General features: G+C 55.0%; 24 protein-coding genes. 8 read left to right on the forward strand and 16 right to left on the reverse strand.

Features of this window, described 5'->3' with window-relative positions:
- Positions 1-24: 24 nt before the first annotated feature.
- A complete protein-coding gene (locus tag FDK21_RS11870) occupies positions 25-486 on the reverse strand; it encodes an RT0821/Lpp0805 family surface protein (RefSeq protein WP_157967684.1) in 462 nt (153 codons plus the stop codon).
- A 91-nt stretch (positions 487-577) separates the two neighbouring features.
- Between FDK21_RS11870 and pdxH the strand changes: the two genes are divergently transcribed.
- From pdxH to FDK21_RS11885, 3 genes are all read left to right on the forward strand, one after another.
- Positions 578-1,174: a pyridoxamine 5'-phosphate oxidase gene (gene pdxH, locus FDK21_RS11875; protein WP_114009968.1), complete on the forward strand. Its 597-nt coding sequence runs from the start codon at positions 578-580 to the stop codon at positions 1,172-1,174.
- Between the two features lie 188 nt (positions 1,175-1,362).
- The gene (locus FDK21_RS11880) at positions 1,363-2,301 is read left to right on the forward strand and encodes a hypothetical protein (RefSeq protein ID WP_138148680.1); all 939 of its coding nucleotides are present in this window, start codon (positions 1,363-1,365) and stop codon (positions 2,299-2,301) included.
- 173 nt (positions 2,302-2,474) lie between these two features.
- Entirely contained in the window at positions 2,475-3,098 is a 624-nt protein-coding gene (locus FDK21_RS11885) for a LysE/ArgO family amino acid transporter (protein WP_138148681.1), read from the forward strand.
- Between the two features lie 274 nt (positions 3,099-3,372).
- Here FDK21_RS11885 and FDK21_RS20635 read toward each other — a convergent pair whose 3' ends face one another.
- The 3 genes from FDK21_RS20635 to FDK21_RS11895 all read right to left on the reverse strand — a co-directional run bounded on the left by FDK21_RS20635 (position 3,373) and on the right by FDK21_RS11895 (position 6,085).
- On the reverse strand, positions 3,373-3,525 hold the full coding sequence (locus FDK21_RS20635) for a hypothetical protein (protein ID WP_157967683.1): 153 nt from the start codon (positions 3,523-3,525) through the stop codon (positions 3,373-3,375).
- A gap of 561 nt (positions 3,526-4,086) precedes the next feature.
- Positions 4,087-4,707, reverse strand: a complete 621-nt coding sequence (locus FDK21_RS11890; RefSeq protein ID WP_138148682.1) for a TetR/AcrR family transcriptional regulator — start codon at positions 4,705-4,707, stop codon at positions 4,087-4,089.
- Positions 4,708-5,092: 385 nt separating this feature from the next.
- Positions 5,093-6,085, reverse strand: a complete 993-nt coding sequence (locus FDK21_RS11895) for an MDR family oxidoreductase (protein ID WP_138148683.1) — start codon at positions 6,083-6,085, stop codon at positions 5,093-5,095.
- 337 nt (positions 6,086-6,422) lie between these two features.
- On the opposite strand from FDK21_RS11895, the gene FDK21_RS11900 reads away from it, so the two are divergent.
- Positions 6,423-7,151: a hypothetical protein gene (locus FDK21_RS11900; RefSeq protein ID WP_138148684.1), complete on the forward strand. Its 729-nt coding sequence runs from the start codon at positions 6,423-6,425 to the stop codon at positions 7,149-7,151.
- 15 nt (positions 7,152-7,166) lie between these two features.
- On the opposite strand, the gene FDK21_RS11905 is transcribed toward FDK21_RS11900, so the two are convergent.
- The 6 genes from FDK21_RS11905 to FDK21_RS11930 form a co-directional block, all read right to left on the reverse strand.
- Entirely contained in the window at positions 7,167-8,126 is a 960-nt protein-coding gene (locus FDK21_RS11905) for an SIR2 family protein (protein ID WP_138148685.1), read from the reverse strand.
- 127 nt (positions 8,127-8,253) lie between these two features.
- Positions 8,254-8,736: a F0F1 ATP synthase subunit B gene (atpF, locus tag FDK21_RS11910; protein WP_114009963.1), complete on the reverse strand. Its 483-nt coding sequence runs from the start codon at positions 8,734-8,736 to the stop codon at positions 8,254-8,256.
- A gap of 11 nt (positions 8,737-8,747) precedes the next feature.
- Positions 8,748-9,377 (reverse strand): F0F1 ATP synthase subunit B, encoded by a 630-nt coding sequence (locus FDK21_RS11915; protein ID WP_171022054.1) that lies wholly within the window; start codon positions 9,375-9,377, stop codon positions 8,748-8,750.
- 170 nt (positions 9,378-9,547) lie between these two features.
- A complete protein-coding gene (locus FDK21_RS11920) occupies positions 9,548-9,775 on the reverse strand; it encodes a F0F1 ATP synthase subunit C (protein ID WP_114009962.1) in 228 nt (75 codons plus the stop codon).
- Positions 9,776-9,867: 92 nt separating this feature from the next.
- Positions 9,868-10,623, reverse strand: coding sequence for a F0F1 ATP synthase subunit A (locus FDK21_RS11925; RefSeq protein WP_114009961.1), 756 nt, complete (start codon positions 10,621-10,623; stop codon positions 9,868-9,870).
- Between the two features lie 119 nt (positions 10,624-10,742).
- On the reverse strand, positions 10,743-11,099 hold the full coding sequence (locus FDK21_RS11930) for an AtpZ/AtpI family protein (RefSeq protein ID WP_114009960.1): 357 nt from the start codon (positions 11,097-11,099) through the stop codon (positions 10,743-10,745).
- A 545-nt stretch (positions 11,100-11,644) separates the two neighbouring features.
- On the opposite strand from FDK21_RS11930, the gene FDK21_RS11935 reads away from it, so the two are divergent.
- Positions 11,645-13,519, forward strand: coding sequence for a pitrilysin family protein (locus FDK21_RS11935; protein WP_138148687.1), 1,875 nt, complete (start codon positions 11,645-11,647; stop codon positions 13,517-13,519).
- Positions 13,520-13,531: 12 nt separating this feature from the next.
- Entirely contained in the window at positions 13,532-15,022 is a 1,491-nt protein-coding gene (locus tag FDK21_RS11940; RefSeq protein WP_138148688.1) for a pitrilysin family protein, read from the forward strand.
- A gap of 92 nt (positions 15,023-15,114) precedes the next feature.
- Here the strand turns inward: FDK21_RS11940 and FDK21_RS11945 are convergent, their stop codons facing one another.
- Together FDK21_RS11945 and FDK21_RS11950 are read right to left on the reverse strand one after the other, a co-directional pair.
- Entirely contained in the window at positions 15,115-16,836 is a 1,722-nt protein-coding gene (locus FDK21_RS11945) for a tetratricopeptide repeat protein (RefSeq protein WP_171022055.1), read from the reverse strand.
- Positions 16,837-17,103: 267 nt separating this feature from the next.
- Positions 17,104-18,900: an acyl-CoA dehydrogenase gene (locus tag FDK21_RS11950; RefSeq protein WP_138148690.1), complete on the reverse strand. Its 1,797-nt coding sequence runs from the start codon at positions 18,898-18,900 to the stop codon at positions 17,104-17,106.
- 241 nt (positions 18,901-19,141) lie between these two features.
- Between FDK21_RS11950 and FDK21_RS11955 the strand changes: the two genes are divergently transcribed.
- Positions 19,142-20,170: an L-threonylcarbamoyladenylate synthase gene (locus FDK21_RS11955; RefSeq protein WP_138148691.1), complete on the forward strand. Its 1,029-nt coding sequence runs from the start codon at positions 19,142-19,144 to the stop codon at positions 20,168-20,170.
- Between the two features lie 18 nt (positions 20,171-20,188).
- Here FDK21_RS11955 and FDK21_RS11960 read toward each other — a convergent pair whose 3' ends face one another.
- The 4 genes from FDK21_RS11960 to FDK21_RS11975 form a co-directional block, all read right to left on the reverse strand.
- Positions 20,189-21,031: a M15 family metallopeptidase gene (locus FDK21_RS11960; RefSeq protein ID WP_210238763.1), complete on the reverse strand. Its 843-nt coding sequence runs from the start codon at positions 21,029-21,031 to the stop codon at positions 20,189-20,191.
- A gap of 184 nt (positions 21,032-21,215) precedes the next feature.
- Positions 21,216-21,623 carry a VOC family protein gene (locus tag FDK21_RS11965; RefSeq protein WP_138148692.1) on the reverse strand — a complete coding sequence of 136 codons (408 nt, stop codon included), beginning with the start codon at positions 21,621-21,623 and terminating at the stop codon, positions 21,216-21,218.
- 141 nt (positions 21,624-21,764) lie between these two features.
- Positions 21,765-23,291, reverse strand: a complete 1,527-nt coding sequence (locus tag FDK21_RS11970; protein WP_138148693.1) for a hypothetical protein — start codon at positions 23,289-23,291, stop codon at positions 21,765-21,767.
- A 140-nt stretch (positions 23,292-23,431) separates the two neighbouring features.
- Positions 23,432-24,892 carry an OmpA family protein gene (locus FDK21_RS11975; RefSeq protein ID WP_171022056.1) on the reverse strand — a complete coding sequence of 487 codons (1,461 nt, stop codon included), beginning with the start codon at positions 24,890-24,892 and terminating at the stop codon, positions 23,432-23,434.
- Between the two features lie 265 nt (positions 24,893-25,157).
- Here FDK21_RS11975 and FDK21_RS11980 point away from each other — a divergent pair, with 265 nt between their 5' ends.
- Positions 25,158-26,384, forward strand: a complete 1,227-nt coding sequence (locus FDK21_RS11980; RefSeq protein ID WP_138148695.1) for a crosslink repair DNA glycosylase YcaQ family protein — start codon at positions 25,158-25,160, stop codon at positions 26,382-26,384.
- Positions 26,385-26,807 lie beyond the last annotated feature (423 nt).

The raw sequence follows: 26,807 nt of genomic DNA on the forward strand, positions 1-26,807 counted from the left end.
GTTTGCATGTCTGCTTCTGCTGAATCAGGCCGGCGTGCCACTGGCAAAACCGGTAATCTGCCAATCGCCGTTTGGCACACGGCAGATTTCACCCTGAATATTCTCAACCCCGGTCACACGATGCATCGAGCTTTTGAAGAAGCGGCATTCCTGATCGACCAGAGTGGGCAGCATTTTGACTTGCGTGATGCGTCCCTTTGATCCGGTCACGGGATTGTCCCAATTGCCGGTCGCCAAATCGGTGTTTAAATCCCCTTGATCGAAGGATGAAATCTTGGCCAACAAAATCTGCCAGTCAGACGGATCAATGCCCGCCAGAAGAGACGGGGTGGTGCCGATGGATCCGGTTGTCGCTGTATCCACCTCAGGGCCACCAATTCCGATGGATGCGCAGGCGCCAAGCGAGCAACAGGCGGCCAAGGCACACATCCGAACACCCTTCTTGAGGATGGTGGGTATAGATGTATGGTAGCTCTGACCAATCACGTTGCTGTCCTTTACAATAGCCGGGCAAAGCTGCATTGTCGCAACGAAACCCGCCTGTCACACCTCGTTTTATTTTCTGCTAGGAAAGTTAATGACTGGTAACTTTATTGAGGCAAACAAGCCTCTGGAGCTGTTTTCTGCTTGGCTGAAGGATGCTGAAGCCAGCGAACCGAACGACCCGAACGCCATGGCCGTTGCGACGGTAGACGAAAGTGGTATGCCGAATGTCCGCATGGTTCTGTTGAAGGATTTCTCTGAAGAGGGATTCGTCTTCTATACCAACTTCGAAAGTGCCAAAGGACGGGAATTGCTGGCCTCACAAAAGGCTGCCCTGCTGTTTCATTGGAAGAGCCTCAGACGCCAGATCCGCATTCGCGGCCCGGTCAGTGTGGTGACGCAGGAAGAAGCGGATGCCTATTTCCATTCCCGCGCTCGTGGCAGCCGGATCGGTGCCTGGGCGTCGAAACAATCCCGCCCCCTTGAAAGCCGCTTTGCGCTGGAAAAAGCTGTTGCGGAATATACCGCCAAATATGGCTTGGGCAAGGTGCCACGGCCTGACTATTGGTCCGGCTTCATTGTCAAACCAGAGCAGATGGAATTCTGGCATGATCGCCCATTCCGCCTGCATGACCGCGTTCAATTCAACGCCGTTGAAGGTGGCTGGCAAAAGAGCCAGCTCTATCCATGATCTGACGGACTGCTGTCAATCCGGTACACATAGCAAAAGCCCGGACGAGCCTTGCTTGTTCCGGGCTTTTGCTTGTCTGAGCAAACGCGACTTCACGGCGGTGTGACCAACACGGACGGAACGTTATCTCCCGGCTTTCCGCTTGCGTGGTAAGTATGGTCAAACTTGCTATCTGAAGGGTGCAGTGCATGGTCCTTGTCCGAACGATCCTTGTTTCTTGTCTCACGGGTTTGCTGTGTCTGCCTCTGACAGCCGAAGCAGCAGAATCCCTGCGACTCAACCGCATCGGCACAGCGCCGGCCGCCGTTGTCCCTGTAGGTCCTGCCTTGTCTGAAAGTGAGCGGCGCGCTCATGGTGACCCATTGCCTGACGGGCGCGTCGCCAAGGCCAATGGCGACATTCGAGCAGTCTGGCTCAGCCAACCCACAGACCGCTATCGCCACGGAGTGTTGGGAGATGCCATCGAGGCCGGAGCGGTTACGGTTCGGCGCAAAGATGGCATGCTTGTCAGCTTTGTTCTGCCTGGCGATTCCGTCTTTGAGGATCTGCATCCCCGCCTTGCGGATCTCGATGGAGACGGGCGCACAGAAATCGTTCTGGTGCGGTCCTATCTGACCAAAGGGGCGGCGCTTAGCATTTTGGGGTTGCGCAACGGCAAGCTTGAAATTTTGGCCGAGAATACCGCCATTGGCACGGCGAACCGCTGGCTCAATCCGTCCATTCTGCTTGATGCCCCTGACACCGGGGAGGTGCGGGTCGGGCTGGTGCGCACACCGCACATCGGCGGGCAGTTGCAGATTTGGCGCTATGCTGGAGGCACATTCCGCCGCATCGCCGTCGCTGAGGGATTTTCAAACCATACCATCGGCAGCCGGGCGCTTGGGCTTTCAGCCGTGCTTTCCAAAGGCAAGGCCCGGCGCATCTTGCTACCAGACGCCCGGCAAAGGCGGTTGTTGCTGCTGGATGGGGATCAACTCACTATTCTGGCCTTCGTGCCTCTGCCTGCACGGCCTGTGCGCGATTTCGGCGTCCAAAGGGACACCAGTGGGCATCAATCTGTCATGCTGGTTTTGGCAGACGGGCAGCTTTATCAGTTGGATGATCCCAGCGGCCACTGGTTCGATTGAGGCCTCACAGCGTGCGGAGGTCCCCACGCCACATGCATCCGATATTGGCGAAGGCGTGTTATCAACAATGGAGGGGAGACGAGGCAAGTCAGTGACTGATTTGCCCACGGAAATGGAGTATGAAGGGGATCCCTGCCCTCACCTCATTTCCAATCATCACAGATCTCAGGCCCATGACTTTTTCCCTTGCCCCGCTCATTCAGGGCTTCATCATCGGTGCGTCCCTCATCATTGCCATCGGCGCGCAAAATGCCTTCGTTCTGAAACTGGGCCTGCAGAGACAGCATGTCTTGCCTGTGGTCCTCGTATGTGCCTTGTCAGACGCTCTCATGATCGCGGCTGGCGTCGCTGGCATGGGGGTGCTGGTCAAGCAATCAGAGATGATCCTGACGATCATCACCTGGGGTGGTTTTCTGTTCCTTGCCGTCTATGGCGGTCAGGCCTTTCTGCGTGCCTTCAAAAGCGAAGAGATGCATGTCGGCAATGGAGGTGAAATCAGTCTGAAACGCGCCATCCTGACTGTGCTGGCCTTCACCTATCTCAACCCGCATGTCTATCTCGATACGGTGCTGCTGATTGGCAGCCTGTCAGCGCAATGGGAAGGACATGCCCGCTGGATTTACGGCATCGGGGCAATGTCAGCGTCATTTGTCTGGTTTTTCGCGCTGGGCTATGGCGCCCGCATTCTCACGCCGTTGTTCGAAAAACCCCTTGCTTGGCGCATTCTTGATTTCTTCATTGGCCTCGTCATGTGGACGATCGCCTTGACATTGATCTGGAGCTTCATCGCAGACTGACCATCACCGTTGATGCCATCAGGCATGAAACTTCTGGGAACTTCTGGTCATTCCGGGGCATGCAGGGGCGCGCCGGGGTGGCAACAAAAAAAGCGCATCCGGCAGGCATGCGCTTTTTTGATAATCTGTAGCCGATGATCTTGCCCAACAGCCCTGTTCTGTCAGTGACCGACTGCAGGCATGCGCTCCGGTCATCCGGCGATCGATCGAACAGGCCACCAACTGGCGTAGATGACAGGACGTCACCCAGCTGTCAGCACCAACATGGGAAAACTTAGTAGTTTTCCGGATGCGGATCGTAATCGGTGTGCTTCTGTTCGTGATGCTTCTTGACGCAAGATGCTGCGGCAATCGCACCAATACCGATTTTGTGGTATTCTTTTTCCAGTTGGTCTTCTTTGACGTAGTTTTTGGTCTGTTCAGTCATGGCTTTCTCTCACGCACTTTTGCCAAGGTAACAAGGGTTGAACGAACTATACCGCATGATGGTAGGGCATCAGTTTGACTCAAACCTGACACCGCTTTTCTATCCCCGAAAAATTTCAGTCCCAATTTTGGATGCAGCATGGCTCACATTTCAGCTTTGCAAATTTAAAGCCAGTTTCGATCACTCCATCATGGACAACAAATATTAATCATCAATGCATTAATTGAAATATTGTTTAAAATATTTCCACATATAAGTTCATTTGTTTCATTCCACCCCTTTAGACTTCACCGAAGCTTTGCGAGAGATGGGACTGACGAACGGATTTTTCCAGATTTATCGACACATATGCAAAAATTTCATGCGCGATATGCGCTAGAGGCATACGACTGAAGTCGTAATTCGTGGGGGAGCTGTCTTTTTTTGACCACTCTTAGGGCGGTTGCCCCAAGATTAAGCAGTCGCACGGAGGCAAGCAATTCCGCTCCCTGCTCTTTTCTTGGGCAGAAATACAGAAATGCTCACGATGTAGCCAGTAAATGGTTCGAGGTCGCGTGCTGATCAGGACGGCGTGATATAGAGGGAAAGCAGGCGGTTGGATTCTCGCTTGATCCGCTCAATCACTTCGGGATCGCGGACCATCTCCTTTTGCTCACTGTTGCCACGCATGAAGAGAGGAAACAATGTCACCCCCATCCGGAAGGACAGGAACAAGTCAGGTGGAATGTCCCTCACGGTGCCTTCGGCAATGCCTTGCTGAATCGACTGGTTGATGATTTTGATCACACGCCCGATTTTCACGTTGGTTTTGTTGAAGATCGAATGATCATAGGGGGCGGGGAAGTCCGCCAGAAGCAGGCGGGCATAGCCCCGTTTCGCGACATAGAAATCGATTGTCCGATCTGCGCTGGCCAGCAAGGCTTCGCGTGGCGGCAAGCCGTCAAGCTGCTTGTAAACTGCAATCAGCTCATCCATCAGTTGATCAGCCAGCGCCTCAAGCAGTTCCTTGCGGCTGGCAAAGTGGGCATACAGAGAGGGCAGCTGAATGCCAACCTGATCCGCAATGTCCCGCAAGCGCAAGCCTTCGACACCTTTTTCCGCAATCTCGACCTCCGCGATATCGAGAATCAAATCGCGAGTCTTGCGGGCCTCATTGGTAAAATTCTTGCGTTTGTGTGGCATGATGTCGTCCGGGTTTGCCTTGCCTGTTTATGCTGGGCGGTCAAGAGATGAACCTACTGGCAATTGGCGATCCCGTTTCGGGTCTTCGATTGCTCTTATGTCTCGTTCACTCACTTTCCATATGCGCCCTAGCTTCTTTCTATGCAATTGCCTTGTGAGTGATGCACCCAAACGCCATCAAAGGTTGGCATTTGCATCAACTCTCGCGTCCATTGTTCATTTTTTTAAAATCTGAACAAGCAACAAGTCTTTGCTCATTGGTCTTAGTGACAAAATGAAAAACGGAATGTTAACTGCATCTCCCTCCCTTATTGCAGGTCGCTTTTGATGCAAAAATGGTCGCCAAAAGCGACCATTTGCTTTTGTTTCGATAGTCTAGACGCGGTTAGGCACCGATATTGACAATTACACGACCTCTCACACGACCCTCAACGATGTCTTCGGCGGATTGGATGACATCATCGAAATTGACGGTCTTGGTCAGGCTTTCCAGCTTTGCCAGATCGAGATCTGTCGCCAGACGTTGCCATGCGGCGATCCGCTTGGAACGTTCGACCATGACCGAGTCGACACCCAGCAGGCTGACACCGCGCAGAATGAATGGCATCACCGTCGTCGGCAGGTCAAAGCCTTGAGCCAGACCACAGGCTGCCACAGCACCACCATACTTGATCTGTGAAAGCACATTGGCCAAAGTCTTGCTGCCAACCGCATCGACTGCGCCAGCCCAGAGTTCCTTGCCCAGCGGTCGGCCTTCTCCCGATAGTTCGTTGCGATCGATCAGCTCTGCCGCACCGAGACCTTTCAGATAGGCCTCCTCGGTTAGCCGACCGGTCGACGCGACCACATGATATCCGAGTTTTGAGAGAATAGCTACTGCTACCGAGCCAACACCACCTGCGGCCCCAGTGACCAATACAGGCCCCTTGTCCGGGGTGACACCAGCATTCTCCAACGCCAACACACAGAGCATGGCAGTATAGCCCGCTGTGCCGATGCCCATGCATTGAGCCGGGGTCAGCGCGTCAGGTTTGTGGATCAGCCAGTCACCCTTGACGCGGGCCACTTCACTGTAAGCACCCATATGGGTTTCACCGACGCCCCAGCCATTGAGGATCACCGCGTCGCCTTCTTTGAAATCCGGATTGTCGGATTTCATAACCGTGCCAGCCATGTCAATGCCAGGCACCATCGGCCACCGGCGAACGACGGGGCTTTTGCCGGTAATGGCCAGCCCGTCCTTGTAGTTGACCGTGGAATGGCTGACCTTGATGGTCACATCGCCTTCCATCAGGTCTGCTTCTGTCAACTGTCGAACGGAGACTGTCTGCTTTTTGTCTTCACCGCGATCGATAACGATGGCTTTGAATGAGCCCATGGGGACGTTTCCCTTCCAATATTCTATGCCGCAAGGCGTTGTTTTTGACAGAAATCTAGAGCGCAATTATGACGGGTTATCCACGAACTGCCATGCAACTCGCTTCCCTCGCATTCGACGTGCATCGAAACACTTTTTCTAAAGGTCTGTCAAAGGGAAGTCACGCATACAGGCCATGCTTTTGGGGCATGCTTTGCAGCATTGAAAGTACAAACGACGCACCTACAAGATTTAGTCTTGTACGCCTCAAAGTGCATAGAAGTTGATTTTAGTTCCGGTTTTATGGCTCAATAGTAGCACGAATGGATGTGATCAAACGATTCTGGGAAGCAGTCGAATGATTTATGAAAGTCCATCTGACCCAGCTTTAACGGACTGGCTCAACATCTGCGATTTTGAAGCGCTGTTTTGGGAAGAGAGCATCCGAATACAGAATTTCGACCGCGCGTTGGCCAACGAACGACCGAGTTTTGTCCAGCAACATCCATCCACTTCCCACGTCGGCCCGGGAGCCAAGCATGTTGATGAGTGGCTCCCTTTGCTTTTGTTTGGCAAGCATATTGCCGGAGACATGCGTTATTGGGATTCGACTGTGGAGGTCTGCACGTGTCGAACAGGCTGCGCGGACCCCAAAACGCAGAATGGCTGCAGCTTTGACGCCCTTTATCGCATTGTCTCCAATCAACCGCATATTTCGCCGGACCGGGAAGGGTATCTGGAAATCACCCGCGCGATGAATCCCCGTCAGGGCGCGGATCTGGTGCGACGTGACCGGGAAATCTCGCGCATCGGCATGCATATGGGAATCGCTTCGAAGTTTGGCTATGAAGTTCATGAAGTTGAACAGGAAGTGTTGCGTGCGGTGTTGCGCAAGGCCGCCAAGCATTATGAACCGCACACCACCCTGATCATCTGGTTGCGCGAGGAACCGCGCGCCCTCTCCTATCGCCTGGATGATCCGCAGTTCCTCAAGGATGTCAAACGCGCCTGCAATGGTGTCTTTGCCGGGATCTGTGTCGTCGGTTTTCGCACAGGGGTGAAGTGGTTGCTGGGGGATGGGGTATAAGTTCCATTAGTTCGTCTACCAGTCAGTAAAATCCAGAATATTTTTTAAACGAATAATTTCAGCCTCATCGTGTATTTTGTCGGACCAATATTGATTTCTATTTCCTTCAGCACCTTCCCATTCTACGATCCTCAACTTCGTCACCTTCTTAACTTTAGCCAATCTTAAGTTGAGGTGATCATCATTCCCTGAATATCCAAAAAGAGTGACTTCATCACACTCTTTAAAAGCATCCTCTAGTCTTACCCAGTATTCCGATAAAATCGGAGATGACGATATAATAGAGCTTTTGTGCTTAACATGGGTAAGAACGATGTGGGTGCTTTCGTTAGCCCCTCCATCAAATTCACCCCGTTCTCGTTTTTTTATAACTGGCCCTTCATTGTAATACAAAGGAGAGCCGTGCAGGTGCATATACAAACCAAAATCCCTGCCATACTTTTGATCAAGGTTTTCAGGATCAAACCCTCGCCCTATTACCCCATCAACCAGCGCCCCACAGTATCCTTTAAGTACCTCCTCTTCAACAAATGGATCGTACAATAACTGATCATAGTTTAGCGTTGCCACATGCGGCTTGTTTTCTTTGACATATCCGACCAGAGGTTCAATGAATTTTTTGGGAAGAGAGTAATTATCAGTATGGAAATAGCATGCAACTCGATGCACAAACATTCTAATTGCACGAGGAAACTCTCGGCCATCATCGGTCAACCAATGATAGTTTTCTCTCGGCTGAATACTCTTCAATGTATCACAAGCAGCGAGAACCCTTTGAAGCAGATCTAGATCGTCTTCATTTGTTGGTCTACGAATTTCGTTGGCTGCAGGCAAACATGCTTCAATCAAAGCTTTTTCTTTTTTCTGCAAAAATCCTTCGTCATCCCAAACTTCACGCAGAGCCTTATCTAGCACAAAGTAGTTGGGTGCTAGTGCCATACCCAGCCCATTTCCGAACACGAATACTTTTTTCATGCCAGCCCTCCAATTCAATTTTGGCGAGTAAAATATGCACAATGCATCTAAGTCAACAAAAAAGCCGCGGCACTGCTGCCACGGCTTTTCAATTGTTTGCATTCGGCTATTGCGAAACGCGGATCGCTCAGTTCAGCTTGGTGCCGAGCTCGGCGATAGAGGCTTTCAAAAGGTCCTTGCCGGACTTGCCAGCCATTTCCTTCGTCAAAATGCCTTCAGCTGCCTTGACGGCCAGATCGGTCGCTGCGCCCTTGACCTCGGCGATCGCCTGGCCTTCGGCCTGTGCAATCTTGTCTTCGGCCTGCTTGGTGCGGCGGGCCACATAGTCCGTGATCTTGGCGCGTGCTTCCCGTTCCATCGCTTCTGCTTCACGCTTGGCGAGGGTTATGATTTCCTCAGCTTCGCTTTCGGCTTCGCGGGCCTTACGCTGATATTCAGCGAGCAGGGCCTGAGCTTCTTCGCGCAAGCGACGGGCTTGATCCAGCTCGTCTTCGATGCCTTTGGCGCGTTTGTCCAGAGCGTCAGCGATCTTGCCCGGCACACCCATCTTGACGATGAGGGCAAGGAACAAGACCAGAGCAACAAGGGCCCATAAAGTAGCATCACCCATTGGTCACTCCCCTAGTTCGCTTTAGCTGCCGAAACAGCCGCTGCAATGTCTTTTTTCGCGACCCCGGAGCCAAGCAGTTGCTCCAGAATGGCTTCGGTTGTGCTCTGGGCAATGGCGTCGACTTCACCCATGGCAGCTGTTTTGACTGCGGTGATTTTCTCATCCGCTGCCGTTAGCTGCTTGGCAATGTCTGCCTCTACCTTGGCGAATTCAGCGTCGAACTGTGTCTTGGCTTCTTCGCGGGCGGTGTGGGCAATGCCATGGGCTTTCTGGCGCGCTTCCGCAAGAGACTGCTCGTAAGAAGCAATTGCTTCATCGGTCTCCCGCTTGAGACGCTCAGCCTCACCCAGATCACTGGCAATTCGGTCACGCCGAACTTCCAGAATATTTGCGATGCGTGGCAAGGCCACCTTGGACATAATGTAATACAGAAGTCCGAAGGTGATGGCCAACCACAGAAGCTGTGAGCCGTAGGTGGTGGAATCAAACGGAGGGAAAGCCCCGCCGTCGTGATGATCACCACCGTGCCCGGCAACTTCCGTATGCGCATTCACTGGCTGGCCGGACTCGGTTGCCATTGGCTGACCGACTTCGGCTGCTTGTTCAGTTTCTGCGTGCGCATCACTCTGTTGCTGCGCCATCGTCATCTCCCAGTCAAAAGAGCCAGAGCCGCCGTGAAGCTTGTTCGCGGTGAAAGAGCTGTCGTCACTTGGTCACTTTTTCTGCTCCGTTGTCGGAACAGTTTGGTGGCCGCGTCAGACGGCTTCTGACGTGTTTTGAGTCTTCGTTCGGCTTAAATCGGTGAAACGAATTAAGCTACGAAGAGGAGCAGGAGTGCGATAACCAGCGAGAAGATGCCAAGACCTTCTGCAAGAGCTGCACCAATCAGAGCGTTGGTGAACTGTGCAGGGGCGGCGGAAGGGTTGCGAAGCGCGCCACTCAGATAGTTACCGAAGATGGTACCAACGCCGATACCAGCGCCACCCATACCGACACATGCGATACCAGCACCAATCAGCTTTGCTGCATCTGCTTCCATTGTAATCTCTCCTATTACATCAATCGAGAAGTTCGAGAATTAGAGTTTTCGTTGGGTTGAATTTGTGTTCCACACGGACCTTGCTGTGTATCCTAGTGCGACGGATGGATCGCGTCATTCAGATAGACACAGGTCAGGATCGTGAATACGTAGGCCTGCAGGACTGCAACCAGGAACTCCAGAGCTGTCAAAGCGATGGTCATGGCGAACGGGAACAAAGCCCCAAACCAGCCAACAGCCCCCATCGCAGACAGCGAAACCACAAAACCGGCGAAAACTTTCAACACGATGTGGCCTGCAAGCATGTTCCCGAACAGACGCAAAGAGAGGCTGACCGGACGCGACAGGAATGACAGAATTTCAATCAGGATAATGAATGGTGCGATGGCACCGGGAAGACCGGATGGCGCGAACAGCTTCAGGAAGCCGATGCCGTTGCGCATGAAACCATAGACGATCACGGTGGTGATCACCAACAGGGCCAGTGCCAAAGTCACGATCAGGTGACTGGTCACAGTGAAGAAGTAAGGGAACAGGCCAATCAGGTTGGCCGTCAGCACGAAGGCGAAGAGCGAGAAGACCAGCGGGAAGAACTTCATGCCTTCCGTGCCGGCGGTGTTTCGTAAGGTACTCGCCACAAGCTCATACATGAGTTCCGCCGCCGATTGCCAGCGGGTCGGCACCAGACCACGGCCAGAAGTGGACAGGATCAGGAAGCTGGAGATCGTCAAAACGATCAAGATCATGAAGAATGCGGAGTTCGTCATCGCGAACTCGACGCCGCCAACTTCACCAAGCGAGAAGAAGTTCTTGATCTTGAATTGCTCAATAGGACCGGCCACGACTATTGCCCTCTTTAAATCTGGTTCAGCCTATCCGGGGCACAAGGTCTCAGCCTCAATGCTCCGCAGATCCGGCACGTGTTTTTTAGGATCGGTATGCCTTTAGCAGCTTCCGTCCGTTTCATTCAAGCTCCCGGCGGTGGAATTTTGCCCGCCGAGCGCAGCATGTTTAGCATGCCAGCCAGAAAACCGAGAAGAAGGAAAATAATCAATCCCCAAGGTGCCAGCCCAAACCATGTGTCAATCAGGAAGCCCACTCCGCCGCCAACCAGAACGCCAGCAATGAACTCCGAGCCCAAACGCCACGCCAGAGCGAGGCTTGTTGCACCGGATTGCTGTTGGCTCTGCTTGCGGGCATCTGTCGCCTGATCCTCTTTCAAACGAGAGAGTTCAGCGTCCAGTTGCTCCAAGCGATTGTCCAGCTTCCCACCCTTGTCACCAGCAGTTTCGCCCAGAATTTCCGTATCTTTCTGTCCGGTCATCCGGTTTGTTCCTGCCACTGTCAAAGACGGGCGCACCATAATCGGGGGGGCAAGGGGTGTCAAGATAACTCTAACCAATCCTATCTTGTTGAATTTGTTGATTTATCAATCGTTCGACACCGTTTTTCCATACATTCTCCGCCCAATTGCGAATGCGAAACCGGTCTCAGCGGCGCAAAACAGGTGGAAATCCACGAAAAAACACGTGATTTCGGAGCGACGTTGATCCGGATTTCTGCCGATATACCACGAAAGTAGAAGCTTTTCCGACAGTTTTCCTTCCGGCCTAGCTGTTAGTCTTGGCCATTGAGGGGATAATTCTGGATAATCGAGAAGAAATCCATCCAAAAAAGAATCTATTCGTGCACCCCACATGGATCGTCCTTACGAACTTTTCATTTGGGAGTGATCGAATTGATCCCTACCTTAGGGAAATTACGAAATTTTCATGTTCCAGCGCAAGAAAAGGCCGCTTTGGCCTCATCTTCGCCCAAAGCGGACCATATTTCGATCTTTCATGCCCCCGTTCGGCACCCAGCAACCCCATGGTCACAATCACCATGGAAAGCCGGGCACCGGTGACAGCAGGCGATGTGGGGGATCGCAATCAATCGAATGGTGGAGGTTTGATGCCAATTCGCTCCTTGCTTAACAGTCGTTCCCCGAAACTGGCCCTGTTGACGGTCTTAGTGGCTGGTGGCTTTCTTGGCAGCACGATGTTGTCGTCGGCCGAAGTGGCAGGTTCCGCCGCTCCCCCGTCGGTCCCAACCAGCAATCAGACCGAAGCCAAGACAAGCGGCACGCCTTCTGTTTCCGCGTTGCTGGGCTCGGATCTTTCCAATTTGCCAGAGCTTGGCAGCAATTTTGCCAGTTTCTCGCTGGACAATGGCATGCAGGTGGTGGTGATTCCCGATCATCGGGCGCCCGTGGTCACCCATATGGTCTGGTACAAGGTCGGAGCAGCTGACGAAGAACCGGGCAAGTCGGGAATCGCGCATTTTCTCGAGCATTTGATGTTCAAGGGTACTCCAGCCCATCCGGACGGGGAGTTTTCCAAAATCGTGGCCTCGATCGGCGGGCAGGAAAATGCCTTCACGTCGCAAGACTATACCGCCTATTTTCAACGGGTTGCCAAACAGCATCTGCGCTTGATGATGGAACTGGAAGCAGACCGGATGATCAATCTGGAACTGCGCAAGGAACAGGTCGAACCTGAATTGCAGGTGATCCTCGAGGAACGCGCCAGCCGGATTGACAACAACCCTGCAGCCCAGTTGGGCGAGGCGTTGGGCGCTGCGCTTTATCGCAATCACCCCTATGGCATTCCGATCATTGGCTGGGAACATGAAATGAAGGGATTGAACCGCGAAATCGCGCTCGATTTCTACAAGAAGTTCTACACACCCAACAATGCCATCCTGATTGTCGCCGGGGACGTCACCCCGGATGCAGTCAAAGCACTGGCCAAAGAGACTTACGGGAAAATTGCCAAACGTGCCGATATCGCGCAGCGAATTCGGGTTTCCGAACCGCCGCAGCGCACTGCCCGTACCGTCACCTTGCGCCACGAGCGGGTACGCGAACCCAGTGTGCGACGCTCATACATGACGCCTTCGGAAACCTCCGCCGCACCGGGGGAAGCTGAAGCCCTTGATATTCTTGGCTACATTTTGGGTTCCGGCACCAATTCCCGACTCTATCAGTCTTTGGTGATCAAGCAGAAGGTCGCGACGTCTGCGGGGGCATTTTACATGTCCGGCGGCCTCGATGATACAAGCTTCCTGTTCTATGGCTCCCCCGCTGAAGGCAAAAATGTCGAGGATGTGCTCGTTGCCATCAAAGGAGAGATTGCCAAGCTCATTGCCGACGGGGTCACCGATGAGGAAATGCAACGCGCCAAACGCTCGATGCTGGCTGATGGCTTCTTTGCGCAGGACAATCAGGCAACTCTGGCGCGGATTGTTGGCACAAACCTGACCTCGGGCTCGACACTGGAGCGAATCAAAAGCTGGCCACAGCGCCTTGCCGGAGCAACGGCGGATCAGGTGGTCACAGCTGCCAAAACCTATTTTCAGGAGCATCGCTCGGTAACCGGCTACTTGCTGCCACCGGAAGCGGAAAAAATGGTCAAAGCATCAGACGCGGACGCAAAAGCTGCGCAGCCAATGCAGTCGGCCGATACCAAGCCTATGGTGGCAAAGCCAGAGGATGACGCTCAAGTAGAGACCAGTGCTGAGACTCAGTCGAAAGCCCAGCCTGCAGCAGACAAGGACGCAGTGACCCTGCCCGGTCCAAAGGCGCGCAAGATGTCGATGCCAAAACACGCCCCGAAAGACTCATCGAAGGTACCTGCACCGCAATCGCGACCTCAGGGACATCCCAAGCCGAAACCGTCCCAGAAGACCGAAATCAAAGGATAAGGGAATCACCTGATGAAAACCAATAAAGCTGCCTTTCACCATGGCCCTCATTTCCAGAGATCGAAGGCCGACAGCCATCCGCGTGCCCCGCAGCCATCCGCGTCGCGCAAACTCAATTCAAAGGTCTATCTGACCTTGGTGACTTTCATCGCAACGCTTTCCATGCTGATCGGCCTGTCTGTTGCCAAAGCTCAGGAAATTCAGGAAGTCACCTCACCGTCCGGCATTAAAGCGTGGCTGGTGGAGGACCATACTGTTCCGATCATCTCGATGGACTTTTCCTTTGCCGGTGGCACGGCACAGGATGCCGAAGGCAAGGAAGGCACGGTCAATATGCTGACCAGCCTGCTGGACGAGGGTGCTGCGGATCTGGATGCCAAGGCCTTTCAGACCGCTTTGGAAAAGGATGCGATCAAACTCGGCTTTGATGCGGGACGCGACCGATTCTTCGGTTCTTTGAGAATTCTGACCCCCAATCAGGCAGCCGGTTTCGATCTCCTGGCCAAAGCCGTTCAGGCGCCGCGCTTTGATGCCGATCCGATTGAGCGGATGCGGGCAACCTGGATCTCCTCGGTGCGTCGCGCCTCCACCCAACCGGAGACGATTGTTGCCAAGGCCTGGGGCGAAGCGGCTTATCCGGGTCATCCCTACAGCAAGCCATCACGCGGCACCGTTGAGAGCCTCACAGCCATCAGCCGTGACGATCTGACGACCATGCACAAGTCCATCTTTACCCGTCAGGATCTGACGATTGGAGTGGTTGGAGCGATTGATGCAGAAAGCCTGGCCAAGATCCTTGATCAGGTTTTTGCGCCCCTGCCAGAAAAAGGTGCGCTGAAAGTGGTCGAAGATGTGACGCTCTCCAGCACCGGGTTGATCGAAGTGCCGTTTGACGCGCCACAGACGACGATTCGGTTTGGCGCGCCGGGCATCGATCGCAAGCATCCCGATTTCTTCCCCGCCTATCTGGTCAATCACGTTCTGGGTGGAGGCAGCTTCTCATCTCGCCTTTACAACGAAGTGCGCGAGAAACGCGGCCTTGCCTACGGGGTCTATAGCTATCTTGCCGATCTCGATCATATTTCCCTGTTTGGCGGCGGAATGTCGACCCGTACCGACAATACCCAGCAGGCGATCATGCTGCTAAAGCAGGAAATCGCCCGCATGGCCAAGGATGGCCCGACCGCAGAGGAACTGGCCGAGGCGAAAAAGTACCTCATCGGTAGCTATCCATTGCGCTTTGACAGCTCGTCGAAAATCTCTCGTCAGCTGGTCGCTGTGCAAAATTCCGAGCTCGGCAAAGACTATTTCGAACGCCGCAACAGCTATATCGAGGCAGTGACCCTTGAGGATGCCAAACGTGTGGCCGCCCAACTGCTTAACCCGAACAAGCTGTTGATGATCACTGTCGGCAAGCAGATGAAAACCGCAGACACCGCTCCGTCAAAGCCCAAGGCCGCTGCAAACGACAACCAGATGCAGCAGACTGCCAAAAGCCAGTAGACAGGCCAACGCGCCGAAACCGTCAGATTGTCAGTCAACAAAAAGCGCGGATCCGAGATCCGCGCTTTTCTTTTATGCTCTTGGCGTGGGGCCTAGAATTTTCCGGACACAAGATCATTTTCAACCGAGCGAAGATTGCTCATAATTTGCGACAGTTCAACGGATGTTTGACGTGCCGTGCTGGGCACACCCTTGCATTTGAACTTGGCTCCCCTGATGTCGAATGGGGCCCCCAATCGTTCAAAACAGGCCCGCATGCGGCTTGTGGATCGGATGGCACGACTGGTGTAGCGATAATAGACCTTGCGGGTCTTGGAGCCATTGGCAGGGATCCGAACCGTCTTGGTGCTCTCATGCTTCTTTCTGCCTTCCGAGGTTACCTTGACCCAGACAGAGGCAGTCATCGGGAATGGGCATTTGTTGGTAATCCGCATATACCAGTTGTCGCGATTGGCCTTGGCCTTTGTACGCAAACAATATTTGGACGAGCCGCCGCTATTCTTCATGGCCTGCTTGTTTTTGAAGTACCAGGACTGGAAACGCTTCATCGTGCTGATGCGGTTTTCGGAGCGTGTGCCGACTTTGCGGAAGGAAGAGAGCTTGGCCTTGATGGCCTTGCTGGAATGCTGCCGGTATTTCGACGGAAAGGCCTTCGCCCGTTCCGGCAACGCCCTCATCAGACGGCCTTCCATGTCGGCGACAAAATTTTGATAGGCTTGGCGGTCATTCTGAGACAGTCCATTGCCATTGGCTCTGGCCTTGGCGATGTTGTAATGGGCCTTGCGGATGCCTTCGGACAGAAAGCGGATATAGTCCGAATGGCTCTTGGATTTCTTGGTGCGTGCATCCCGATACAAGGTGGCAGCTTCGCGTATGCCAGAAAGGCCAACAGGTCGAACGGTGTTGCGCTGACGGTTCTCCACATCCGCCATGATCATCTTGGCAAGACGGGTGCGAGAAGAGTTGACGCCAAATCGTCCAGCTTCCACGGCCTTTCGATAATAATATCGGGCACGCTGCGGGTCCTTGGAAACCCCTTTGCCGGCATAATGCATCCAGCCGAGGCTGTAAAATGGCTCCTTGCGACCAGCTTTTTCAGCCTGCTTGAGCAGCCGGAGGGCCTTGCCATAATCAGCCGGGACATCCTTGTTGAGCGTGAGGTAATAACCAGCGCGAAAGGCGGACAAGCTGTTGCCGTCACGGGCATTGGCCAGATGCAACCTCACGGCCTTGGGTATATCTTTGTTGAAACTCGCGTCCCCATCAGCCAGATTCTGCGCGTGCATGAAGCGCGCATGGGAATAGCCCTTGCGAACCGCTTTCAGAAGATAGTCCTTGCCAAAAGAGGGTTGGTCATTGGCCAGATAGGCGCGATAGAGCTGATAGTTGGATCGGCCATCATTCTTTTTCTCGACCGCCCGAAGGCAGGCCTGCACGGCGCTTTCCGATTGCTTTTTCAATTGCGACCAGGACACCGACGCCCCTGTTCCATCTGGATCATCGGGATGCGTGGCCAGACGATCACATTCTGTCAGCCCATTTTGGGATTCTGGTCGCGGCGTGGGACGGGATGACTGGCTGCTGGATGGATCCGAAGCCGTGTCATCGGAAAGCATCACCCGGGCCAGGTCGGAAAAATGCCCGTCGGGATATTTTTCAAGATAGAGCCGCAGCATACGCGGTGACGCATTGCGACTGACCGTCTCCCAGAAGGCGATTTCGCCCGCAGTTTGAGCCTGCACCACCGGTTGATACAGAAAGCCGAGCGTAAAAAGAATTGCTGCAAACAGGCCAACATGCTTGCCTGACTTCATGGGCTCAATCCTCATTTGAAAACTGGCACGAAAAACCGCCCCAGATCATTTTGACAATATCAATTGGCATGCGACAAAAAACAACGTCGGGGAACGTCGTCACATGCTATAGGAACAAATTCATAGCCTAGTAGATTTCCTTAGGAAGCTCAAGACGCCCGCGAAAACCGAGCTGAGTGCCTTGTCCCCAACGCACCAGTTGGCCAGCAAAAAAGGCGCTCCGGCAAGAACCGAGGCGCCTCTGGATATCTAACACGGTGTGGACGGCTAGTTGCCCGCAAGGATCAGGTCGCTATCAAGTGTTGCGTCGCCACCATTGATCACCAGATCCATAAGGGCGGTGGTTTCCGGTGCTATGTTGGTGGCAAAGAAGCTGGCCAGTGCCTTGCGGCGGGCCGCTGAAGGATCGTCATTTTCCGCAGCCTTGAGCGCTCCCTTGAGCATCAGGCATCCGCCAAGGGTGATGCCAAACATGCGCTGGAACGGGGTCGCCCCTGCCAGCGCCAGTTCGGTGCGGCCTTCTTTCAGGCAGGATAGCAGCCATTCGGTGGTGAAGTTCAGATCCTCGAGGCTCTCGCCCAGCTCTTCGCCTGCATCAGCCAGAACCGCGTCCTCGCTTTCGGCAGCCTTTTTGGCCCAGATGCCCATTTCGACAAACAGTTCCTTGACCGCCATACCGTCGGACAGGGGCAGCTTGCGGGTCACCAAGTCGATGGCCTGAATGCCGTTGGTGCCTTCATAGATCGAGGCGATGCGACTGTCGCGCAACAATTGTGCTGCGCCAGTTTCCTCAATGAATCCCATACCGCCATGAACCTGAATGCCAAGCGAGGCGACCTCGGTGCCCATGTCGGTGGAATAACTCTTGGCAATCGGTGTCAAAAGGCCAGCTCGCTCGCCCCAAAGCTTGGCTTGTTCGCCATTGCCTGCTTTTGCGGCGGCATTGGTCCGGTCAAGAGCATTGGCGCAAAGATAGCAGATGGAACGGATGGCCTCCGTCGCCGCAGCCATGGTCATCAGCATGCGACGCACATCGGGATGAACGATGATCGGCTCCATCTCGGCATCTTTTGCGGCCGTAACGCTTTTGCCCTGCTTGCGCTCGGCAGCATAGTCGCGGGCCATCTGGAACGCGCGTTCGGCAACCCCCACGCCCTGAATCCCAACCATCAGTCGGGCATTGTTCATCATGGTGAACATGGCGGCCAAACCACGATTTTCCTCGCCGATCAACCAGCCAATGGCCCCACCATTGTCGCCATAGGACATCGTGCAGGTGGGCGAGGCATGGATGCCCATCTTGTGTTCCAACCCGACGGCCCGAACGTCATTATGCGCGCCGAGCGACCCATCCTCATTGACGAGGAATTTCGGCACAAGAAACAGTGAGATACCGCGGGTGCCTGCCGGTGCATCGGGCAGTCGGGCCAGCACCATATGAATGATATTGTCGGTGATGTCATGCTCACCATAGGTGATGAAAATCTTCTGACCAGAAATCCTGTAGGTGCCATCGCCCACCGGCTCGGCGCGGGTGCGCATACCCGACAGGTCCGAGCCACAGCTCGGCTCGGTCAGATTCATGGTGCCCATCCATTCACCGGAAACCAGCTTTTCGAGATATTTGGCCTTCAGGTCGTCGGAAGCATGCCGTTCCATCGCCTCGACCGAGCCCATGGTCAAGGTCGGACCAATGGCAAAGGCCATCGAGCCCTGATTCCAGACTTCCATGGCCGCAGTGGCCATTTGCAGGGGCAGTGCCTGCCCACCAAACTCTTCCGGTCCGGTCAGAGCGTTCCAGCCACCTTCTGCCCAAGCGTGATAAAGCTCTTTCCAGCCCGGCGGGTTGGTCACCTTGCCATCTTCGAGGCTGCAGCCATGCTGATCGGAATGGGCGAGCTTGGGTGCGACCTCTTCGGTATTGAAGCGACCGGCTTCTTCCATAATCGCATCGACCAGATCGTCCGACAGGTCGGGATAAAGTCCCTCCCCGAGCATCTCTGCAAGACCGGCAACATGCTTGAGCGTGAATGCCATATCCGCAACAGGCGTGCGATAAGTCATGATTGTTCCTCCCCGATCAATCGTCCGGGCAACCTTCAGGTGCCCCTATTGATCAGGAAGAGTAACTATGTTGACGAGTACGTCAAGGGAATGTTGTTCATTCCTTCGCAGCAAAAGAGGCGCTTTTCCACTTCCTGAAGGGCAATTGCGACGCGAAGCGCCTGCTTTTGCGTTCAATGCTGGACGGATTGACAGGGCTCTTATAAAAAGCATCCACCTTACTTCAAGGAAAGCCGCCTCCATGACCAAGCCGACCGAAATCTGGCATCCGCAACTCTGTTTGATCGACCCTGCCACGGGTGCGGCGCTCGACAGCCTTGCCCGCGATGAAGGCTTTGTCAGTGTGCGCGACTGTTTGAGCGACGGTGGCCTTGTGGCCATCCCCACCGAGACAGTCTATGGACTGGCAGCCGATGCCACCAACCCGGAAGCCGTGGCCGGGATTTTCGCCGCCAAGGATCGGCCAAGTTTCAACCCGCTGATTTCGCATTTGCCCAACCTGACTGCCGCCCAACGCCATGGATTCTTCAATCAAGAAGCCCTGATTTTGGCCAAGGCCTTCTGGCCCGGACCTTTGACTTTGGTGGTGCCTCGTCTGCCGGACAGCCCGATTGCCGATCTGACGTCCGCCGGGCTCGACACTGTGGCCTTGCGCGTGCCGGATGCACCCTTGATGCGAGCCTTGTCGGCCGCGATTGACAAGCCGCTTGCCGCCCCGTCGGCCAACCGGTCTGGCCGGGTTAGTCCGACGAGTGCCGCGCATGTGCTGGAAGAATTATCCGGGCGCATTGATTTTATCGCAGACCTCGGCCCGTGCCGGGTCGGTGTGGAATCCACCGTTATACTATGTGTCGATGGTGCGCAGGTCACTTTGCTAAGACCGGGTGGGATCGCCACTGATGCAATAGAAACTGTGCTGCATCGCCCGCTGGCCCGTGCGGGAACAAACGATCAGACACCGGCATCGCCGGGTATGCTGTCCTCGCATTATGCGCCTTCCATTCCGGTGCGTTTGAATGCCACCGAGATTGAAGATGGCGAAGCGTTGTTGGCTTTCGGGCCGGAGCTGCCTGAATATTCCAGCGATGCGGTTGCCATGATCAATCTGTCTGAACGTGGTGACAGCATGGAAGCGGCACAAAAATTGTTCGCTGCCCTGCGGGCGCTGGATCGCGACGATGTTGAAGCGATTGCGGTCGCCCCGATTCCCAATGGGGGGCTGGGCGAAGCGATCAACGATCGATTGCGGCGAGCAGCGCAAGGGCGCTGAGCCAAGCCGTTTTGAGTGCTATTGTCCCATCAGGCGCGCATAGAGGATCAATTCCGGGCGGTATTCAAAGTGCATGCCGTCGAAATGATGCCATTTGCCGCCCCAGATAAAGCCGCGCCGTTCAAAGGCCTCGACGATCTCATGCGGAATGGCATTGTCATAGCGTGCCGCCTTGCCGGGTTTGACACCCAACCATTTCCAATATTTGCCCAACTGGCTGTTCACATCGACTGCTGAGCCGAAGGAGTGGCTACTGAGGCGCTTGGTACCGGAAATCACTCGCCAGTTGAAGCTGCCACCGATTTTGCGGAAATATTTGTCACGGCTTGGCTTTTGGAGGGCTATTTCCTCAAGCGCTGCGGCCAGTTGGGTATGAACGCAATGCTTCTTTGTCACCGAGAAGTTGGCCGTCAGCTTTGCGCCGCGATAGCGCACTGTGGTCAGGCTTTTGCGGGTTGCAGACTTGTTGTCGAACATCAGAGCGCGGAAGAAAGCCTCGTTGCGCACCCGGCCGGGATCGTGGAATGGGGTCTTTCTCTGCTCAAGCGAGAAATCGAGAGGGTAGCGATAGACGAACATGTCGCCGATGGTGGCGTTTTCGAGCCGCTCCGGCTTGGAAACCTTGCGCGGTCCTTCAAGCGGAACCACCTCGCCTGTCACCAGATGCACCGCGCCTGCCTTGATGGTCAGGCCGGGATAGGCTTGCGTCAGAGCATCATGCACCGAATTGCTGGTCTTGGTGAGGGACAAGGTGAGAAAGTCAACCGGCTTTGCACAGTCAGTTGCCAATGCTTGCCGCCCGCCAGACAGCGAACCGATGCAGAAGGCAACGAAGGGAAGAGCGAACCGGGTTTTGAGCATGCTGGACTCCATTTCGCACAATAGCCCGTTGATCGCGGGTGCCACAGACAATCACAGACAATCACAGGCAATCACAGGCAATCACAGGCAAGCCATACCCCACTATCCCCGTTTTTCTGGCAAAAGGCCATTCGTCAATGATAGCAGGATGCGTGAAAAAGGCGCCTGTCAGCCCCTCGGATCGTCAGCGTGGATCATAGCTCAGTTCGAGGCGATTGCCGCCCGGTTCATACAGCATGCAATGCTTTTTGGGGCCCTTGCCGGACAATTCCGGAGCAAATTCGACGACCACATCCGGCCATTCACTCACTTGTTTAAAGAGAGACAAGAGCGCCTCTTCACTGGGGAGCTTCAGGGCAATGTGATGCAGGCCGATATTATGGTGGCGGTCAAAATTGGTCGGATCATCGGTTTTCACCTGCCAGAGGGTGATTTTCGCTGTACCGTCTGTCACATAAGCTGAAGGATAATCAGGATTGCCACCAAACTGCTCCCAACCAAGGCAATCGGTAAAAAAGGACAGGCTCAGCATCAGGTCCGAAACAGTGAGACCGACATGGTCAATGCCTTGGGTTGCTGCGGTTTGGGTCATGCTGTTGCTCCGATTGAGATTTGTTGCCTTGGCGTGCGAAAGGTCGAGCCAGTTTCCAAGAGACAAAAAAAGCGGCATGCCCGTAGAGCCAGTTGCTGGGGCATGTCGCTTTTGATCAAGATAAATCAAGAGTTGTGGATGTCAAGCTTTCGAGCTGTCCACCTCACCCTTGTCGACGCGCTTGGAGAAGGCTGTGTCTTCACCGGCGGCCAGCAATTTGGCTTGCTCGATCCACTCTTCGCGATCGATGCGTCCCTTGAAGCTGAGGAAAGTGGTCACCCAGTTGATTTCCTTGCGTGACCAATTGGCGATCTGATCAAAGTGATAGATGCCCAGATCGTTGAGCTTGCCTTCGAGCACCTTGCCAACGCCCTTGATGCGTTTGAGATCGTCCGCAGCATTGTCCCTTGGTGCAGCCAGCATTTGCGGCTTGGCCCCGGCGGCATTGGCTTTGTCTTCCGCTGAAGCATCCTTTGGCAGGGCAGCAAGGGCGGCAGCGACCTCTGCTTCTTCAGCCGCAAGATCCACCGTCTCGTTTGGTTTTACCGGAGCCGTTTTTGCTGCAGTTGCTTTTGCTGGGGCTTTTGCCTTGGGAGCGGCTTTGGCCTTTGCCGGCGTTTGGGCTTTGGTCGTTGGCGCGGCTGCGGCGAGCAAGCCCTTGGCTTGCGGGATCCACTCTTCGCGTTCGATCCGCCCCTTGAAGCTGAGGAAGGTGGTCACCCAATTGACTTCCGCTTGGCTCCAGTTGGCGATCTGCTCAAAGTGATGGATGCCCAGATCGTTGAGCTTGCCTTCGAGCACCTTGCCGATTCCCTTGATCTTTTTGAGATCATCCGCCTTGCCACCCTTGGGCTTTTTGAGCAGGGTTGGACGGGAGCCAACCGCATTGGCGCGGTCTTCATCGGACGCGTCGGCTGGCAGAGCAGCAAGGGCTGCAGCCATACCTGCTTCGTCAGAGACAGCTTCGCTGGCGGCGGCATAGTCCGTGCCCAACTGGGTCAGTTCGGCATCGCTGGCACCAAGACTTGCGGCTTCCACCACGGCCTCGCGGGCCTCTTCGGCTTTTTCTGCCGCAGAGGGAGCCTCGACAGTTTCCTCCGCCTTTGGTGCCTGATTGGCATCACCGGCTTCGCTGGCGGCGGCATAATCCGTGCCCAACTGGGTCAATTCGGCATCGCTGGCACCAAGACTTGCAGCTTCCACCACGGCCTCACGGGCCTCTTCGGTCTTGGCGGCGATTTCATCATTCAGGAAGCTCGCATCCGCATCGGAATATTGCTCGAAATGCGCGTCATCCGGCGTCTCGACCGGCGGCTCCTTGTCTTCTTCGATCGCGACCACCGTCATGTCACGCAGCACGGCCTTGTCGACCTCGACGGTCTGGCCTTCCAGATCCTTGTTGGTCTTTGCGGCAAGGGCCTCAGCTTCGGCTTCCAGATGGGCTTCGGCCATTTTGGTGAGGACCTTGTCCTTCACGTCGGTCAGCTTGGAGACAGTGGCCGAGCCAACGGCGGTGCTGGCTGCTGCGGCGGCCAGTTTCTCCTTGGTTGCCTTGCGCTGGTCTGCAGCGGCAGGAGAGAAGTAGCGACGGAAATAGCCACCGAGCATCATGCCAATGACGACGGCGAAAATGATCAGGACAAGTTCCTGCCAGAATAGAGCGGTCATGGATCTTCTCCCCTTCCCTAGCGTTGGTCTTTTTCAGGGTCACTGGCCAACCAGCCGATAACCGCACCCAAAGCCAGCCCAAGCAGCAGCAATGGATAGAGATTTGCAATTAGATATCCCATTTCTATCTCCTCAGGACCTTATTGAGCCAAAATGACAAATTCGATACGGCGGTTTTTTGCCTTGCCTTCGGCAGTGTCGTTGCTTTCAACGGGCATGGTTTCACCATAGCCTTTCGGCTCGAGGCGGTCTTGCGACAGCCCCGCTTCGCTGAGATAGGCGACCACGGCATCGGCGCGACGTTCAGACAGCTGCTGATTGGTGGCATCGTCCCCGTCGCTGTCGGTGTGGCCAGCAATCTGGATACGACTGTCAGGGCAACGGCGGGCGGTGTAAATCAGCCCATCAAGCAGACCGAAGGAATCTTCCGAAATGGTCGATTTGCCAGAGTCGAACAGGATCGTATTGTCCGTCAGAGCACCACGCATCAGGGTTTGGCAGACACCTGCATCGACCACTTCGCCGGGAGCGGCCACCGACAAATCCGCATTCAATGCGAACCCGTCCGGCAGGATGCCAGTCAGGCTGTCCTTCACCTTCTGCATGGCGGCATCATAATAAGCCCCGCCTTTCAGCGACAGGCCTTCGGGGCTGAGATCGGCAATCCCGGCATCAAGGCGGGAAACCGCCTGAAGGCTGGTCAGCGCGGCCTGCTTGAACTCGTCATAGCCAAGGCCAGCAATCTTGACGCCTTCCTGAATCGCCAACTCCAACTTAACGCCAGTCTGACCAAATTTACGGGTTGCCTGATCGACAAGCTGGTTTTTGATTTCCTCGCTCGGCACCGTGCCGAAAATAGAAACCCCTTGTTCGGTGCGGCTGATCAGCAAACCATCTTTTGCCTTTGCACTGCCCCCCTTGTCGGTGTCCTCGGCCGGGGCCTTGGGTTCGGCAATTTTGAGGTCAAGCTTGATGGCTCCGAGGTCTGCGGCGGCCAGTCGGGACTGAATGGCGTTGAACAGTTCGATATGATCCTTGTTGCCGTCTTCCAGCGTGCCGGTGACGGTCAAGGTGTCATCGACCAGCATGATTTTGGCATTGGGCAGTTGGCTAGCCAGATCAGCGGAAAGGGCAACGACTTTGTCCATCCCATCCGGCGCGCCGCGCGAAGCTTCGGTACTGGAGGCGAAGACGACGCCATCAAACAGCGTTTGCATGTCGGCCGGAACACTCTTGGAGAGATCGTAAGGCAGGTAACCGATCATGGCGAGCTTGTTGCCATCGCGCTCCAGCCCCCAGGTGAAGGGCGAGTGCGTTGGCAGCAAGGAGGTTTCGTCGGTGATGGCATGGACGCCCCAAACAATGTCGATCAGTTCAACCGCCCAAGCGCTGTCTCCCTCTTCCGGTGCGACACCGGTCAACACGCCATCGCGGCCATCAAAGGTAACTGTTGCCCAATCCATCCCCTTGTCGGCAAGTATGGCAGTCGCCCGTTCGGTCAGGTCGGCCTCCATCTTCGCGGTCTTGGTATATAGACTGATCGCAGTGACGACCCCGACGGCCAAGGCACCGGGAATCACCCAGTTCTTCAACATTGACATTCTGACAGTCCCTTCTCGTGATGTCTGCGCCTGCCCCACATTGTCCGACCGGGCGGCGCGGCCCGTCTGTTGTTGATGCCAGACTAACCCACTCGGTGACAAGGTGAAAGGCAAAGCACCGGCAATGCTTGGAAAAATTAACCTTTCCTGACGCGACCTGTTCTGTAGGATAGGGACTATGCCCAATGGCACTGCCACATGACGTGACTCCTGCGTCCCTTCCATCCGCATTTTCGCCTATTTGCTGAGGTTTCGGTACAGCGACATGACCATGCAATCCCTTTCCAATCGACAGGCAAGGCGAATCGCCTTGAAGGCGCAGGGTTTTCTACCCCAAATGCGTGGCCTGAAGCGCCCGGATCAACGCCATCTGGCAGCCATCTTCGATTCCATCGGGCTGTTGCAGATCGACAGCGTCAATGTGCTGGACCGGGCGCACTATCTCACCCTGTTTGCCCGGCTAGGGGCTTATGATCGCAAGCTGATCGACCGGGCAGCCCATGAAGTGACGTCCCTCAGCAAACCGAAGGCCTATTTCGAATATTGGGGGCATGAGGCCTCGATCCTGCCCGTGGCCCTGTATCCGGCCCTTCGCTGGCGGATGGAGGATGCGGCGCGCCATCAGGGGCTGTGGGGTGGCATTGGTCGCTTTGCGAAAGAAAATCCCGAGCGGGTGGAAGCGGTCTATCGCACGATTGAAGAACAAGGCCCGATCGGGGTCGGAGCGCTGGACAAGGAGCGCAAGGGCAAAGGGGCTTGGTGGGGCTGGAGCGACACCAAGATAGCGCTGGAGTTTCTGTTCTGGTCAGGCCGGATCACTTCGGCGGGGCGGCAGACTTTTGCCCGGCTTTATGACATACCGGAGCGTGTGTTGCCCGCCGATATTCTGGCCCAAGGCACCTTGCCCGCCGCTGAGGCCAAGCGGCAGTTGATCGAGATCGGTGCACACAGCCACGGTGTCGGGACCGAGGCCTGTTTTCGCGACTATTTCCGTCTATCACCCAAAGACAGCAAGCAAGCGGTTGCCGAACTGGTCGAGATGGGTGTTCTGGAGCCGGTCGAGGTGGAGGGCTTTGCCAAACAGGCCTATTTGCACAAGGACGCTGTCATCCCTGCGCGCGCCCAGTGTCAGGCTTTGCTGGCGCCGTTTGATTCCCTGATTTTCATGCGCGACCGGGCGGAGTCCCTGTTCAACTTCCGTTACCGGATCGAGATTTATGTGCCCAAGGAAAAACGCCAGTTTGGCTATTATGTGCTGCCTTTCCTGATGGGCGACCGGTTGGTGGCACGGCTTGACTTGAAGGCCAATCGTCAGGAGGGCATTCTGGAAGTCTTCGCCAGCCATGGTGAACCGAAAATTGATCAGGGAAAAGTGGCCAAAGCACTGATCGCAGAGCTTGAAATGATGGTGCAATGGATGGGCCTGTCCGATATCCGGATCCATAAACAGGGGGATCTGGCAGCAAGCCTCAAACAGGCAAGCGCGGGATAGAAAAAAAGGAGCCCAAATGGCGGCGGTGTGGTGAAGCCACCATTCGGGCCCGAAAGCCAATGCGCGGGCTTTCGTATTGGGCAAGTGCGTGGCAATCCTTGTCCTCAGGGATGCATGCGACCGGCCCTTTGAGTTGCCGGCATCCCCATAGGGTGGTCACGCCCCGAAAAAGCGGCGAGGCGATGGCCAGAATTTCCACCCAAAGGTTGCCAGAGGTTAGAACGAACAAAAATCCTCATAAACCCGTCAGACGGGGTCCGCTTGGCCAATGAACAGGGAGGCACTCATTGGCCGGATCGGGTCTGTTATGCCTTGGTGCGAAAGGCGGTCGACGCTGACATCATCAACGTGCAAAAGGCCAGTCGGGCATATTTCAGGCGTGATGGCTTCATGCTAGGCAAATGATAAGGTGTCATGGGTCTG

Origin of the sequence: Cohaesibacter sp. CAU 1516 (assembly GCF_005771485.1) — a bacterium.
GTDB lineage: Bacteria > Pseudomonadota > Alphaproteobacteria > Rhizobiales > Cohaesibacteraceae > Cohaesibacter > Cohaesibacter intestini.

Excerpts from the sequence above, each read along its gene's own strand:
- FDK21_RS11930 (WP_114009960.1), bottom strand. The coding sequence starts at position 11,099 with ATGACCGGACAGAAAGATACGGAAATTCTGGGCGAAACTGCTGGTGAC.
- FDK21_RS11955 (WP_138148691.1), top strand. The coding sequence starts at position 19,142 with ATGACCAAGCCGACCGAAATCTGGCATCCGCAACTCTGTTTGATCGAC.
- FDK21_RS20635 (WP_157967683.1), bottom strand. The coding sequence starts at position 3,525 with ATGACTGAACAGACCAAAAACTACGTCAAAGAAGACCAACTGGAAAAA.
- FDK21_RS11935 (WP_138148687.1), top strand. The coding sequence starts at position 11,645 with ATGGTCACAATCACCATGGAAAGCCGGGCACCGGTGACAGCAGGCGAT.
- FDK21_RS11885 (WP_138148681.1), top strand. The coding sequence starts at position 2,475 with ATGACTTTTTCCCTTGCCCCGCTCATTCAGGGCTTCATCATCGGTGCG.
- FDK21_RS11950 (WP_138148690.1), bottom strand. The coding sequence starts at position 18,900 with ATGACTTATCGCACGCCTGTTGCGGATATGGCATTCACGCTCAAGCAT.
- pdxH (WP_114009968.1), top strand. The coding sequence starts at position 578 with ATGACTGGTAACTTTATTGAGGCAAACAAGCCTCTGGAGCTGTTTTCT.
- FDK21_RS11975 (WP_171022056.1), bottom strand. The coding sequence starts at position 24,892 with ATGTCAATGTTGAAGAACTGGGTGATTCCCGGTGCCTTGGCCGTCGGG.
- FDK21_RS11905 (WP_138148685.1), bottom strand. The coding sequence starts at position 8,126 with ATGAAAAAAGTATTCGTGTTCGGAAATGGGCTGGGTATGGCACTAGCA.
- FDK21_RS11940 (WP_138148688.1), top strand. The coding sequence starts at position 13,532 with ATGAAAACCAATAAAGCTGCCTTTCACCATGGCCCTCATTTCCAGAGA.
- FDK21_RS11890 (WP_138148682.1), bottom strand. The coding sequence starts at position 4,707 with ATGCCACACAAACGCAAGAATTTTACCAATGAGGCCCGCAAGACTCGC.
- FDK21_RS11880 (WP_138148680.1), top strand. The coding sequence starts at position 1,363 with ATGGTCCTTGTCCGAACGATCCTTGTTTCTTGTCTCACGGGTTTGCTG.
- FDK21_RS11965 (WP_138148692.1), bottom strand. The coding sequence starts at position 21,623 with ATGACCCAAACCGCAGCAACCCAAGGCATTGACCATGTCGGTCTCACT.
- FDK21_RS11970 (WP_138148693.1), bottom strand. The coding sequence starts at position 23,291 with ATGACCGCTCTATTCTGGCAGGAACTTGTCCTGATCATTTTCGCCGTC.
- FDK21_RS11895 (WP_138148683.1), bottom strand. The coding sequence starts at position 6,085 with ATGGGCTCATTCAAAGCCATCGTTATCGATCGCGGTGAAGACAAAAAG.
- FDK21_RS11945 (WP_171022055.1), bottom strand. The coding sequence starts at position 16,836 with ATGAAGTCAGGCAAGCATGTTGGCCTGTTTGCAGCAATTCTTTTTACG.
- FDK21_RS11980 (WP_138148695.1), top strand. The coding sequence starts at position 25,158 with ATGACCATGCAATCCCTTTCCAATCGACAGGCAAGGCGAATCGCCTTG.
- FDK21_RS11960 (WP_210238763.1), bottom strand. The coding sequence starts at position 21,031 with ATGCTCAAAACCCGGTTCGCTCTTCCCTTCGTTGCCTTCTGCATCGGT.
- atpF (WP_114009963.1), bottom strand. The coding sequence starts at position 8,736 with ATGGGTGATGCTACTTTATGGGCCCTTGTTGCTCTGGTCTTGTTCCTT.
- FDK21_RS11920 (WP_114009962.1), bottom strand. The coding sequence starts at position 9,775 with ATGGAAGCAGATGCAGCAAAGCTGATTGGTGCTGGTATCGCATGTGTC.
- FDK21_RS11915 (WP_171022054.1), bottom strand. The coding sequence starts at position 9,377 with ATGGCGCAGCAACAGAGTGATGCGCACGCAGAAACTGAACAAGCAGCC.
- FDK21_RS11900 (WP_138148684.1), top strand. The coding sequence starts at position 6,423 with ATGATTTATGAAAGTCCATCTGACCCAGCTTTAACGGACTGGCTCAAC.